This window comes from Arthrobacter sp. Z1-15 (genome assembly GCF_054792395.1).
Map to the genome: position 1 here is coordinate 2,228,993 of NZ_CP096454.1, position 12,819 is coordinate 2,241,811.

The 12,819-nt window shown below is 66.5% G+C and carries 11 protein-coding genes; 1 reads left to right on the forward strand and 10 read right to left on the reverse strand.

Annotated elements, in window-relative coordinates:
- Positions 1–20: 20 nt before the first annotated feature.
- From M1D40_RS10190 to M1D40_RS10205, 4 genes are all read right to left on the reverse strand, one after another.
- On the reverse strand, positions 21–1,073 hold the full coding sequence (locus tag M1D40_RS10190) for an SDR family NAD(P)-dependent oxidoreductase (RefSeq protein WP_461168748.1): 1,053 nt from the start codon (positions 1,071–1,073) through the stop codon (positions 21–23).
- A gap of 255 nt (positions 1,074–1,328) precedes the next feature.
- Positions 1,329–1,763, reverse strand: a complete 435-nt coding sequence (locus tag M1D40_RS10195; RefSeq protein WP_341395767.1) for an acyl-CoA thioesterase — start codon at positions 1,761–1,763, stop codon at positions 1,329–1,331.
- 163 nt (positions 1,764–1,926) lie between these two features.
- On the reverse strand, positions 1,927–2,142 hold the full coding sequence (locus M1D40_RS10200) for a hypothetical protein (protein WP_461168749.1): 216 nt from the start codon (positions 2,140–2,142) through the stop codon (positions 1,927–1,929).
- Positions 2,139–3,509, reverse strand: a complete 1,371-nt coding sequence (locus M1D40_RS10205) for an MFS transporter (protein WP_461168750.1) — start codon at positions 3,507–3,509, stop codon at positions 2,139–2,141. Before M1D40_RS10205 ends, M1D40_RS10200 begins: the two co-directional genes overlap by 4 nt.
- Positions 3,510–3,748: 239 nt before the next feature.
- On the opposite strand from M1D40_RS10205, the gene M1D40_RS10210 reads away from it, so the two are divergent.
- Positions 3,749–4,129 carry a VOC family protein gene (locus M1D40_RS10210; RefSeq protein WP_341395764.1) on the forward strand — a complete coding sequence of 127 codons (381 nt, stop codon included), beginning with the start codon at positions 3,749–3,751 and terminating at the stop codon, positions 4,127–4,129.
- A gap of 59 nt (positions 4,130–4,188) precedes the next feature.
- On the opposite strand, the gene M1D40_RS10215 is transcribed toward M1D40_RS10210, so the two are convergent.
- The 6 genes from M1D40_RS10215 to M1D40_RS10240 form a co-directional block, all read right to left on the reverse strand.
- Complete coding sequence (locus M1D40_RS10215) at positions 4,189–6,015, reverse strand: DUF4389 domain-containing protein (RefSeq protein WP_461168751.1); 1,827 nt, start codon at positions 6,013–6,015, stop codon at positions 4,189–4,191.
- A gap of 148 nt (positions 6,016–6,163) precedes the next feature.
- The gene (lpdA, locus tag M1D40_RS10220; protein WP_461168752.1) at positions 6,164–7,564 is read right to left on the reverse strand and encodes a dihydrolipoyl dehydrogenase; all 1,401 of its coding nucleotides are present in this window, start codon (positions 7,562–7,564) and stop codon (positions 6,164–6,166) included.
- Between the two features lie 114 nt (positions 7,565–7,678).
- Entirely contained in the window at positions 7,679–9,196 is a 1,518-nt protein-coding gene (locus tag M1D40_RS10225) for a carboxylesterase/lipase family protein (protein ID WP_461168753.1), read from the reverse strand.
- Between the two features lie 235 nt (positions 9,197–9,431).
- Positions 9,432–10,601, reverse strand: coding sequence for a N(5)-(carboxyethyl)ornithine synthase (locus M1D40_RS10230; protein WP_461168754.1), 1,170 nt, complete (start codon positions 10,599–10,601; stop codon positions 9,432–9,434).
- 91 nt (positions 10,602–10,692) lie between these two features.
- Positions 10,693–10,920 (reverse strand): hypothetical protein, encoded by a 228-nt coding sequence (locus M1D40_RS10235; RefSeq protein WP_461168755.1) that lies wholly within the window; start codon positions 10,918–10,920, stop codon positions 10,693–10,695.
- A 161-nt stretch (positions 10,921–11,081) separates the two neighbouring features.
- The gene (locus M1D40_RS10240) at positions 11,082–12,719 is read right to left on the reverse strand and encodes an ABC-F family ATP-binding cassette domain-containing protein (RefSeq protein WP_461168756.1); all 1,638 of its coding nucleotides are present in this window, start codon (positions 12,717–12,719) and stop codon (positions 11,082–11,084) included.
- Positions 12,720–12,819: the final 100 nt, after the last annotated feature.

The following is a 12,819-nucleotide window of genomic DNA, read 5'->3' on the forward strand; positions in this document are numbered from 1 at the left end:
CCGATGCGGCGTCGGCCGCCTCAGGCCACGCCCCAGCCCTCATCGGCGGGCAGGATGGCTCCGGTGACGTTGGCGGCGTCGTCGCTGAGCAGGTAGGCCATGGGCGAGGCGATCTGCGCCGACTCAATCTCCGGAGCGGTGAAGGTTGGGGCCGGCAGCGGCCCGGCGCCGCCGAGCGACCCGTAGTTAGATTCCAGGGCCGAGCGGGTGGGCCGCGGAATGACGGCATTAACGCGGAGGCCGCGCGGACTGTAAATGAAGGCCGCGCTGCGGGTCAGGCCGATCACGGCATGCTTGGATGCGGTGTACGCGGCGCCGGCGATGGACCCGCGGAGGCCCGCCTGCGAGGAGACATTCACAATCGATCCGGTGCCGCGGGCAAGCATCAGCGGAATGATGGCGCGGGAGAGACGGAACGGCCCGTCGACGTTGATCCGGAAGACGCTCTCCCAGAGCTCGTCTTCCACCTCGTGAAGGGCAACCATGTCATCGGCAATCCCGGCGACGACGGCGAGTCCGTCCACCCGTCCCCGGGCCTGGACCGCAATCTTGTTGACGTCCTCCTGGCTGGAAATGTCGGCCACCACGCCGGTAATGTCCAGATCCGGGTTCTTCTCCAGAAGCGCTTCCATCCGCAGGGTGCTGAGATCGATGGCAAGGACGTGGCCGCCTTCCCGGGCCACGCGCAGCGCGACGGCCCGGCCGATCCCCGATGCAGCCCCCGAGACCACCACCGTCTTGCCGTGGAACCGGCCCTCAACGAGGGGCTCCTCCCAGTCGTTGGGCGCCGGGGGCGGAGCGGAGGGAAAGAGATGGGCCGTTCCCGGGCGGACCGTTGGGAGGTCGATCAGCTTGTTGGCGGCCTGCGCCATGAGGTTCAGGTATTCCGGGGTCACCACCCCGTTGCTGAGGGTCACCAGGGCGGAAAGCGGCAGCATCCTCATGGCATAGAGTGCCCGGGCATCGGGACCGCGGCGCGCCAGCACGTCGATGAGGACGGTTCGTCCGGTGGGATGGTCCAGCCACTCGCCGATCAGCGATTCGACTCCAAGATGCTGCGCGGGTTCCGGCATGCAGGCTCCGTTCCAACCCGGATCTCCGGGCGGCCCGCTCCGTTGCGCGGTGCCGGACCGCCGTCGTCACCGGGCTTCCGTCATGGGCGTTGCTGCCTTGAGTGTCCCATACCGGCCCTTCCCCTCACCTCCCTGCGGCCCGCTGCGGGCGCCCCGGCGTCGAAAAAAGAAGACCCCTGGGAGGGGAAAGCAGGCCGCGCGGGCGGTTGGACGGAAGTCAGCCCGGAGGGCCGGCTACCTGCTGCCGGCTGCCTGCTAGGCGTCGAACGTCACCGGAGGAATGTGGTGGTCGGGCAGCCGGTCACGGTCATAGGTAATTTCCGTGAAGCCGTGGGGCATCGGGTGGCCGTGGCCGTCAAGGCTGACGAAGACGATCCGGTCAATGGTCAGGATGCTGCGGCGGGTGATCATGTTGCGTACTTCGGCGCGCATGGTCAGCGAGGTCCGGCCGAACTTTGTGGCGCGCAGGCCCATTTCGATCATGTCGCCCTGCTGGGCGGAGCTGACGAAGTTGATCTCCGACATGAACTTGGTGACCACGCGGCCGTTGCCCATCTGGAGGATGGCGTAGATGGTTGCTTCTTCATCGATCCATCGCAGAAGACTGCCGCCAAACAGGGTGCCGTTGGCGTTGAGATCTTCGGGACGGACCCACTTTCGGGTATGAAAATTAATGTTTTCGAGGTCCATAATTCAAGACTATCCAGCTGCGCCGGGCGGAATGGGCCGGTTGTGACCGAACAGACGGACCGGGGTCACACCCAAGACACCTTCCATCGTTTTCTTCCGTGCAGCAACGCCTTTCGCGCGCTTATGCGTGAGGGAAAACACCCGCCGGAACCTGGCCGGCCTGCTAGTTGCGGGCGCCGTTTCCCGGCCCGATGCGCCTGCGGATCAGCAGGGAAGCGGCGATGCACAAAACCGACCCCACCGATGCGATGCCGTACAGCAGGCGTGTTCCCGGCGGCGGCTGCAGATCAGGGGTATTGGCCCAGAAAATGAAGCAGAAGCCGCAGCCCACCAGCCCCGCGACCATGAGAAATATGCCCAGCAGAGTCAGACCTTTCATGTCCTCCAGTATGCGCCCGGGCTTTCGTCGGCCGTCAGGTGCTGGCCTTCCCCGGCGTCCCTGAACCGGGAGAACACCAGCACGACGGCGGACAGCAGCAGCAGGCCGCAGGACGTCCACAGCGCCGCACCAGTGCCCGCAGCGGCAGCGATGATTCCGCCCAGCGGTGCGCCCACCACGATCATCCCCCGGTTCGCGGACCGCAGGGTGGCGCTCATCCTTGCCAGCAGCCGGTCTGGTGTTACAGCCTGCCGGTAGCCCATTTCCAGCGGACCCTCGAGGCCCATCGCCATCCCGAACAACAGCTGCCCGCCGCCCGCCAGCGCCAGGGCCCACCAGGTTCCGGCCGGCCAGTCCGGCAGGGAGGAGCCCTGCCCCGTCCCGCCGGCGGCCAGCGGCGCCAGGGCCACCAGGGCAATCGCCGCCGGCTGGATGGTCCGCGCGGCAATGATGGTCCGGCCCGTTCCCCACCGCAGGCCCAGGCCGGTGGAGACAGTTGTGCCGATCACTGCTCCAACTCCGGCGCAGCCAAGGACGAGCCCCAGCCCCGCCGGACCCATTCCGAGGTCCTTCAGGACCACAGTGGGCAGGACGGCGCCCAGAACTGCGGAGCCGATGAACCACACATGGCTGCTCAAGGCCAGGGGCGCCAGAAACGGGTGGCCGTAAACCCACCGCAGCCCCTCGGCGATCCGCGGGAAAAAGCCTTCTTGAGCGTCCGGACCGATTCCCGGGCCGGCGTCCGGCTCCTGTTCCGATCCCGGCTTATGCCTCGCCTCCGGTTTCTGCTTCGCTTCCGGCTCCAGTTCCGATCCCGGCTTATGCTTCGCCTCCAATTCCTGCTTCGCCTCCCGTTTAAGGGTCAGCAGCACCACTGCCGAGAACAGATACGACGCCGCGTCCACCAACAGCGCGAACGGTGCGCTCACCAGTGCCACCAGGCCTCCCGCGGCTGCGCTTCCGGTGGTCTGGGCGACTGTATCGCTCTGCTGGAGCCTGGCATTCGCCCGTGTGAGAAGCGGCCGGGGCACCAGGCGCGGCAGGAAGCTCTGATAGGCGGCATCGCTGGTCACGGCAAGTGTTCCAAAGGCGAACATGAGGATCATCAGCCACGGCGCGGTGAGGAATCCCGCGGCTGCGGCGGCGCAGATCCCGGCGAGGATCAGTCCTCTGCCCAGGTCCCCGGCTATCAGCACGGTTCGGCGGGAAAACCGGTCCACCCATATCCCTGCCGCAAGGCCAAAGAGCAGATACGGCGCCCAGCGCGCGGCATTGACCAGGCCCTGGTCCAGGGCCGTGCCGTCCATGGTCACCAGAATCAGGACGGATACCGCAAGGGTGGTGATGTAGGTGCCAAAATCGGACACGGTCGACGCCAGCCAGAACCGTACAAACCCGGGATTCTGCCGCAAGCGGACACTGGCAGCAGACGGCTCTCCCCCTACCGCGCCCATAGTTCCCCTCCCCCTCGGTGCAAGCAGTCTCGCATCCCGGAGGCACATCGGGTTCCGGCTGCCGCATCGGCGGCGTGCCGCACCTTTGACCCGGCTCCGGCCCGGTGCTAGCTTTGGCGGACTTTCCATCCTTTGCCCCAGGAGCCTTAGCCATGACCAGCGCGTTCTCCTCCCTTTCCTTTGATGCCGTGGACTCCCGCCGGTTGGCGGAGTTTTGGACCCGGGCCCTGAATTACCGGATCGCGGAGGAGGAGGACAGCTTCATCAGACTCGCCTCCCCTGACGGCTTCGGCCTGCCGATCTATATCCTGCCGGTGCCGGAGCCAAAGTCCGTAAAGAACCGGCTGCACCTGGATCTGCACGCGGTGGGCTGCACCCAGGAGGAGGAAGTTGAACGCCTGCTCGCGCTGGGCGCGGTACGGGCCGACGTCGGGCAGGGCACTGAGGTTCCCTGGGTTGTGCTGGCCGATCCCGAGGGTAACGAATTCTGCATTCTCGCGTCCGCACCTGATTCCGGCGCGGCCGGCTCCTAACCGCTGTCCGGGCGGGCCCCTGTCGGGGCTCACCTCTGTCCGGAGCCCTGGGCCGGCTCCTAGCCTTTGTCCGGGCCGGGACGCCCCAGGCCTGCGGCCTCATCCCTGCGGTCCGCAGGACCCTGATCGAGCCGGAACGGCGGATACTCATCACGCATGAGGGCCCCGTAGGCGAGGACCCGGTAGGTCCAGCGGTTCAGTCCCATGACCAGGTTGAACAGCTGCCGCGGATACCGTCCGGTGCAGAGCAGGATGACGGCGGCGATGAGGACCAGCAGGCCCAGCAGGGAAAGACCCTGCCTGCTCACGGTGGTGTAGACGCCGTCGGTCCACCCCTCATCCCAGCCGTCCTGCCACATGCTTCCGCCCCACCGGGTCCAGCCTCCGTCGAGCAGGTCGTCGGGACCGCCCGCGCTCCAGAACCGGTTGACCACAACCGTTGCTTCAGTGATGGCACTGACCACCAGCGCCTGCGGAATCACCAGCAGCCACCACTTCACCAGGACCAGCCAGCGGGAGAGCTCGCGCGGATAGTCGACGCTGAAGTCGGCGGGGTAGTCGGTGCGTTCCAAGGTGAACGGCGGGTACCTGTCGGTGCCCAGCACCCGGGTCGCATAGAACGTCACCCGCCAGCTCCAGCGCACCACGCCCACGTTGAAGTCGAACAGGCCGCGCGGGTAATGTCCCGTGAACAGGATGACGATCCCGGCAATCACCGTAGAGACAAAGAACGCGATCCACAGGAAAAAGAGCACAATGTAGTGCGGAATGGCGAGGAACCATTTCACGAGCCACATCCAGCGGGACACGCCGGGGTCCAGCTCCCCGTACAGCCGTGCCGGGTAGCGTGGGCCCGCCAGTCCCGGATCACGGACGCCGACGGCGGCTGCCGAAGCACTGGCTGCAGAGGCCCCGGCTGCGCCTGCCCCTGCAGCGGCGGCACCAACGCGGCCGCTCAAACCGGTGCTGTCCCCCGCCGTCGCCCGTTGTTCGCGTCCGTAGCGGTCCTGCATCTGTCCATAGGTCTGGGGTGGTCCCGTCGGCGGGCTCTGGCCCGCCTGGCCGCGCGAACCTGCCTGGCCCGATCCTGTCTGGCCCGGTCCTGTGTGGCCGGGTCCCGCCTGGCCGGAAGGCACTTGCCCCGAGCCGACCTGATCCGGTCCTCCCGGCTGGCCGGGCAAACCTGCCGACGAGTAGCTGCCGTAGGGACCGCCTGCTCCCGACGACCTCCGCCGCAGTCCTGCCGCACCGGCAACGGCCAGGCCAATGCCGGCAACAAGGAAGACGATGCTGCTGATCAGCAGTATCCAGGTCAACGGCCCCAGCAGCTCAGTGCGGGCGCCAATCTGCAGCTCAGCCGACACCGGCCTGCTGCCGTCGGCGTTCATCACCACGACGTTCCAGCTGCCGTCGCCCAGGTTCCATTCCAGGGACTGCTCACCGCTGCCGCTGGTGCTGGCCGCCCAGAAATCCTGATCTCCGGGGAGTCCGTTGGGAGCACCCCCCTGCCGCTCCTCATAAGAGGCGCGGAACGGGTCGAAGGTGACCTCCTGCAGCTCGCTGTGCTGCACGTCCAAAAGATACCGCTCGACCTCTTCTTCGGGACCGATCCCGATGAACAGCTCCTTCCCGGCATCCTCGGCCCGGCCTTCAACCTGCAGCGTTCCGAGGGCTTCCTCCGACTGGACGCCCGGGCCCACCTCTATCTCCGGAGTGATGAGCGCGTAGGTGTCCACTTCGTAGACGCCCTCCGGCAGGGACAGGAACCTGTCATCGTTCTGCCGGGCGTTCAGCACTCCCACCGTTGCCGCCCCCGCAGCCAGGCCCAGCCCCGTCAGGATCAGCAGGCTTCCAATGACGAGCATGATGATTCTGCTTGTTCTCACGGCACAGCCCTACCCCGAACCACCCCTGTTCTCAGGGTTCGCTCCTGCACCGTGAGTGTCAAGATTCACAGGCCCCAGCGCCGGGGGCGGCACCCGGACTCTCCGGTGCCGCCCCCCTTACCGAGGCCCGGGCCTCAGCATGCGGGCCTCAGAAATTGATCATGTGCCCGCTCAGGCCGTGGAACGCTTCCTGGAGTGCCTCGCTGAGCGTGGGGTGGGTGTGCACGTTGCGTGCCAGTTCGTATGCCGTAAGGTCCCATTTCTGGGCCAGTGTGAGCTCCGGAAGCAGTTCCGACACGTCCGGCCCGATCAGGTGCCCGCCCAGGAGCTCCAGGTGTTCCTTGTCTGCCACCAGCTTCACAAAACCCACGGGCTCACCCAGGCCGTGCGCCTTGCCGTTGGCGGTAAACGGGAAAGTGCTCACCACGACGTCGCGGCCTTGGTCCCGGGCCTGCTGCTCGGTGAGTCCGAAACTGGCAATCTGCGGCTGGCAGAAGGTGGCCCGGGGCATCATCCGATAGTCGCCCAGCATCATGGTTTCGGCCTTTGCGATGGTTTCGGCCGCCACCACGCCCATGGCTTCGGCCACGTGGGCGAGCTGCAGCTTGGCGGTCACATCCCCAATGGCGTAAATGTGCGGAACGTTGGTCCGCATGTAGTCGTCAATGGCGATGGCGCCGCGGTCGGTGAGCTCAACACCGGTCTTGTCCAGGCCGTAGCCCTCGGTCCGGGGCGCAAAACCGATCGAGAGCATGACCCGGTCAGCCTCAATGGAGCCTTCCTTGCCATTCTTGTCCGTGTAGGTCACGGTCACTGACGAACCGTTGTCCGTGACTGTTTCCACCTTGGTGGAGGTCAGGATCGGCACGCCCATCTTCTTGTACTGCTTGGTGATTTCCTTCGAGACGTCCGCATCTTCATTCGGCAGGGCACGGTCAAGGAACTCGATGATGGTCACGTCCACCCCGTAGCTCCGGTGCACGTACGCGAACTCCATGCCGATGGCCCCGGCTCCCACAATGACGATTTTTTTGGGCAGGTCCCGGTCCATGATCTGCGCTTCATAGGTCACCACGTTGTCGGAAAGTTCCACCCCGGGCAGAAGGCGCACATAGGTTCCGGTGGCAAGGATGGCGTTGTCGAAGGTGACCGTTTCCGTGCCGCCCTTCGAGAGGCTGACCTCCAGGGTGTGGTCGTCGGTAAACACCCCGTGGCCGTCATACTCGGTGATCTTGTTCTTCTTCATGAGGAAGTGCACGCCCTTGACGCGGCCGTCGGCCACCTGGCGGCTGCGGTCGAAGGCAGCGCCGAAGTCGAAGCTGACATCTCCGCTCATCCCGAAGGTTTTCGCCTGATTGGTGAAGATCTGTGCCAGCTCGGCATTGCGCAGCAGGGCCTTGGAGGGAATACAGCCAACGTTCAGGCAGACTCCGCCCCAGTACTTCTCCTCCACCACCGCCACACGCAGCCCCAGCTGCGCCGCCCTGATGGCCGCCACGTAGCCGCCCGGACCGGCTCCCAGGACCACGACGTCGTAATGTTCACTCATGCTGGCCAACTCTCCTTTGCGCAGTGCGGTAAGGGTTCAAGCAATACGGAAACTCACAAGCTGGGTCAACCCTCTCACGGCCCGTCTGCGGACTCCATCACAGAGTAGGAAGCATTACGGATACCCGCGGTAGCCGGCCCAGGCCCTGCGCCGCTCCGGGAACGGGTCCGACTCGATCCGGTCCTCCCGGTCGAAAATCCTGGTTCGGCGCTCCACCGGATCATACGGCGGCCAGTCCTCCCCGGGGCTGCCGGTCCGGGCCAGGTTCAGCAGGCTGCCCTGGAAACGGGCGGACAGATCCTTCAGGGCGCCGCCGCCTCCGAACAGGGACAGTGCCCGCGTGATCGGCTCCCCGGTTTCCCCGAACATTACGGGGACGTCCATGGCGTGAGTCGCGCCGAACCCCAGCAGGTTCATCAGGGGTGTGGCGAAGTCATAGCGGTAGGACCAGGTGGGTGCCACCAGCGAATGCGATTCGGCCACCATGGTGGAGGGATACCAAAACACCAGGTCGCCGCTGATTTCCACCGACCGCTCCTTGGACGGATAGCCGGGATAGGCGGCAAGCACGCGGTCCTGGGCCTCCGGGTCGGTGCCGGCAAACATCTTCTCGATCCGGTCCGGCGTGGAGGGAAGGATATCGACGATTTTCGCGAACAACGCCCCTTCCCTCGCCATGGTTCCCAGCACCAGCGGCACCGGCGCCGCCTTGCCCTGCCGGAAGATGTCGATCGGGTAATCGGGCAGGAATTCCCCGTCGATGACGGGGGAAACGCTCAGCGATCCCGGCCTGTCCGCCGGCCCGATCTTGGAGGTCAGCCGGTTGGTGGCGCGGACCAGCGTTTCCGCCGGCAGGGTGGAGAGGGCTTCCGCCGCCTCCGATACGGGAACGTTCAGGATCTGCAGCAGGTCCCGCGCCCAGGCGGCATGCAGCTCAAGCGAATAAGCGCTGGAAGGCGCCGCGCTCTGGGCGTAGGCGCGGTGGAAAAGCCCCCTCGCTGCGGGGATGCACATCAGCGAGGTGACGGAAATGCCTCCGGCGGATTCTCCGAAAATGGTCACGTTGTCCGGGTCCCCGCCAAAGGCGGCAATGTTGTCCCGCACCCATTCCAGGGCCGCCACCTGGTCGCGCAGGCCGAGGTTGGACTCGAAGGTCCGGCCCGGAGTGGAGAACGAGGTGAAGTCGGTGAATCCCAGGGCACCTATCCGGTAGTTCAGGGATACGTACACTGCCTCCCCGGTCCGCACCAGATTGGACCCGCGGTAGGTCTTGACGGTGGACGAACCGGAACTGAACGCACCGCCGTAGAAGTACACGAGCACCGGCAGCCGGTCCGACGCCGGATCCAGCGGCGCCGACACATTCAGCGTCAGGCAATCCTCCTTCATGGGCGCTCGCCGCCGGGAGCCGGTCAGGGACGGGTTCCGGGACTGCGGCGGTGCCGCCCCAAAGGAAGACCCGTCCAGGACACCGCTCCAGGGTTCCGGCTTCCGGGGCGCCCGCAGCCGCAGATCCCCCACCGGCGGAGCAGCGTAGGGGATGCCGCGCCAGGTGCGGACCCCGTCGGCCACGGTCCCCCGGACCTGGCCGCCGGCGGTGGGAATGAGCAGGGGTGTCATGTCGGTTCTCATGGGCTGCTCGATTCCTGTCAGCGGTCACGGCGGGGGCCGAACACCGCCGTCGGCCTGAAAACCACGGAGCGGCATCAAACACGGAGCGGCATCAAACACGGTCGGGCGTTAAACACGGTGCGGCGTTAAAACCATAGGCTCCGCCAGCTGCGGCGTCCTAGCCTCCCGGCGCGTTTGGCGGGCCGCCCCATCGAATCGATTACACCGGCCTGCCCGCAGCCGTTCAGCGGTCGTGTCAGGCGTGTGCCACCGGGTGCGGATAGTCCGCGGAGCGGTCCTGGAAGGCCAGGACGGCGGGGTTCAGGATGTGCCCCGCACGGATTTCGATGGCCCGGGCTACGCTGGGTTCCGCGTCCCAGGCGGCAGGACCGGACATCACCGTGCGCAGGAACGGCAGGAGGGCTTCACTGATTTCCCAGGTGGCGGAGTCCCACAGGTGCGACGGACTGTGGTCCACCGCGTAGTAGAGGATGCCGTCCCCGACGACGAATGCGGGCTCGGCAAAGGATGTCGGCTTGGCCCAGGAGAAACCCATTCCTTCGTCGCAGGACACGTCGATGATCAGGCTGCCGGGTGCGAAGGCCGCCAGATCCGCTTCCTGAAGATAGGTCAGCGGGGCATTGGGATCCTGGAGGGTGCAGTTGACCACCAGGTCAAAACCGGCGAGGTAGGGCGCCAGCGGCTGCGTGCCGTCATCAGTGATCACGTGGCTGAGGTGCGGTTGGTCGGCGTCGCGCTCAAAGCGCAGGATGCGGGCGGAGTGGATGGGTGAGCCAACGGCGGCGGTTTCCCGGTTGGTGAGCACCTCGACGTCGTGGATGCCCAGCGCTTTCAGTGCCGTGACCGCACCGCGGGCGGTGGCACCGAAACCGATGACGACGGCGCTGAGCCTGCGTCCGTAGTCGCCGGTGGAGCCGGCGAGCTCCAGGGCGTGCAGCACGGAACTGTATCCGGCGAGCTCATTGTTCTTGTGGAACACGTGAAGCCCGAAACCGCCGTCGGAGGTCCAGTGGTTCATGGCTTCAAAGGCGATCAGCGTCAGGGACTTATCGACGGCAAGCTGGGTGATGACCGCATCCTGGACACAGTGCGGCCAGCCCCAGAGGACCTTTCCGTCGGGGAGGTCGCTGAGGTCCCCGGCCTGCGGCTTGGGAAGCAGCACCACGTCCGAGGCTGCGAGCACCTCGTTCCGCGGAGCCATCCCCGCCACCAGGGGGGACAGCTGGGCGTCGGAGAAACCGAAGCGCTCGCCGTACCCCTGCTCCAGGATGATCCGCTGCCGCAGGTCCGCGTCAATCCGTTCCAAGTGCCGCGGGTGCAGCGGCAGGCGCCGCTCATCGGTTTTCCTCGAGGTTCCGATCACGCCAAGCGTCATCAAAGTGCCATCCGTAGCCGTGCCGCTCATGCGTACCCCCGTGTTATATCCCGGCGTTGCGCCGGGATACCGAGACTACTCCCCCGCCGCGGCGGGGCTTTACGCCGCGGGAACGGCCGGCTCAGGCTGCGGCGAAGACTCGGCTGCGGGCCGCTCCCGCCGCCTCGGCGGCACCGCGCGAGGTGCGCTGAGCGTGCTGAAGGTTCCGGTGCACCAGATACTCCTTCAGGCACAGACCGGCGACGGCAGCGATGTTCAGCGCGATTTTTGTCCCAGTGGACCAGTCCGTGGTGACACAGAGGACCCAGACAGTCAACAGGACCGGCGCGTCCGCGCGCAGGCCCTTCACGGTCCGGTCCTTGCAGGCAACTGTGAAGACATGATGACTACTCCCCCCGAGAGACCGAGACCCTGCGCGTGCGACTCCTGCGCCCGCGCTCCGGCTGTTCCAGCACAGACCGTCCGTAACTTCTACCACATCCGGACCTGCCTGCGGTACTTAGGCGGGCATCAGGAAACGGTGACGACGCCGCCGGTAACGTCCCAGCGCGCGTCCAGCTGAACGTTCTCCAGCATCCGCCGGTCGTGGGAGACCAGCAGCAGTGCCCCGTCGTAGCTCTCCAACGCCTCTTCCAGCTGTTCGATGGCGGGCAGGTCCAGGTGGTTGGTGGGCTCATCGAGCACCAGCAGGTTCACGCCCCGTGCCTGCAGCAGCGCCAGGGAGGCCCGGGTGCGCTCACCGGGCGAAAGCGCCCGGACTTGGCTGTTCACCTGGTCCGCCTTCAGCCCGAACTTGGCCAGCAGGGTGCGGACTTCGGCACTGTTCATTTCCGGCACCGCCGCTTCGAAGGCCTCACCCAGCGGCAGGTCAGGATCCAGCTGGCCGCGGGCCTGGTCGATTTCCCCCACCGCCACGGAGGATCCCAGGGACGCGGTTCCGTCGGCGGGTTCGAGGCGGCCCAGGAGAAGAGCCAGCAGAGTGGACTTCCCGGCGCCGTTCGGGCCGGTGATGCCGATCCGCTCGCCGGCATTGATCTGCACCGAGACCGGGCCGAGCGTGAAGGAACCGCGCCTGGCCACCGCAGAGTTTAGGGTGGCCACGACGGAGCTCGAGCGCGGAGCGGATCCGATCGTGAACTGCAGCTGCCACTCCTTGCGCGGCTCTTCCACCTCGTCCAGGCGTGCGATCCGGGATTCCATCTGGCGCACCTTCTGCGCCTGCTTCTCCGAAGATTCCATCGAGGCCCGGCGGCGGATCTTGTCATTGTCCGGAGCCTTCTTCATGGCGTTCCGGACGCCCTGCGAGCTCCATTCCCGTGTGGTCCGCGCCCGGGACACCAGGTCTGCCTTCTTGTCCGAGAACTCCTCGTATGCCTCCCGCGCGTGCCGGCGTGCGACGTCGCGCTCCTCCAGGAAGGCATCGTAACCGCCGTCGTACACTGCCACCTTGTTCTGCGCCAGATCCAGTTCCACCACAGTGGTGACGCAGCGGGCGAGGAACTCGCGGTCGTGGGAAACCAGGACGACGCCGCCGCGCAACCCCTGCACAAACTCCTCCAGCCGGGCCAGGCCGGCCAGGTCCAGGTCATTGGTGGGCTCGTCCAGCAGCACAATGTCAAAGCGGCTCAGCAGGAGGGCTGCCAGCGCTACCCGTGCTGCCTGGCCGCCGGAAAGCGACGTCATCAAGGCATCAGCACCCACATCCAGGCCCAGTTCGGCCAGCACGGCCGGAATCCGGTCCTCCAGGTCGGCGGCGCCGCACGCGAGCCAGTGATCCAGCGCGACGGCGTAGGCGTCGTCGGCGCCTTTCGCTCCGGATCCCAGTGCTTCGGCCGTGGCTTCCATTGCCACGGTTGCCTCGGCTGCGCCGGTGCGGCGGGCGATGTAGGCCGCCACAGTTTCCCCGTCAATCCGCTCGTGTTCCTGCGGCAGCCAACCGATGAACGCATCTGCCGGGGCAGTGGAGACGGAGCCGGCCAGCGGCTCGTCCACACCTGCCAGCAGGCGCAGCAGAGTCGACTTTCCGGCCCCGTTGGAGCCGACGACCCCCACCACGTCGCCGGGGGCGACAGTCAGGTTCAGATGGGAGAAAAGGGTGCGGTGGGCGTAGCCGCCGGAAAGATCCCGGGCGACGAGTGTTGCAGTCATGCCTCCATCCTATTTTGTGCGCGTGCGGCTTTCGTCCTTTGCACTGGGATGGGGCGTGGGCGCTGCGGGGGGGGCGGGTCCGTGGGGTAGGCGCGGTTGT

What these genes read in the sequence shown, in the direction of transcription:
- M1D40_RS10195 (WP_341395767.1), bottom strand. Translation starts at nt 1,763, where the DNA reads ATGGACCTCGAAAACATTAATTTTCATACCCGAAAGTGGGTCCGTCCC.
- lpdA (WP_461168752.1), bottom strand. Translation starts at nt 7,564, where the DNA reads ATGAGTGAACATTACGACGTCGTGGTCCTGGGAGCCGGTCCGGGCGGC.
- M1D40_RS10190 (WP_461168748.1), bottom strand. Translation starts at nt 1,073, where the DNA reads ATGCCGGAACCCGCGCAGCATCTTGGAGTCGAATCGCTGATCGGCGAG.
- M1D40_RS10210 (WP_341395764.1), top strand. Translation starts at nt 3,749, where the DNA reads ATGACCAGCGCGTTCTCCTCCCTTTCCTTTGATGCCGTGGACTCCCGC.
- M1D40_RS10225 (WP_461168753.1), bottom strand. Translation starts at nt 9,196, where the DNA reads ATGAGAACCGACATGACACCCCTGCTCATTCCCACCGCCGGCGGCCAG.
- M1D40_RS10200 (WP_461168749.1), bottom strand. Translation starts at nt 2,142, where the DNA reads ATGAAAGGTCTGACTCTGCTGGGCATATTTCTCATGGTCGCGGGGCTG.
- M1D40_RS10230 (WP_461168754.1), bottom strand. Translation starts at nt 10,601, where the DNA reads ATGAGCGGCACGGCTACGGATGGCACTTTGATGACGCTTGGCGTGATC.
- M1D40_RS10240 (WP_461168756.1), bottom strand. Translation starts at nt 12,719, where the DNA reads ATGACTGCAACACTCGTCGCCCGGGATCTTTCCGGCGGCTACGCCCAC.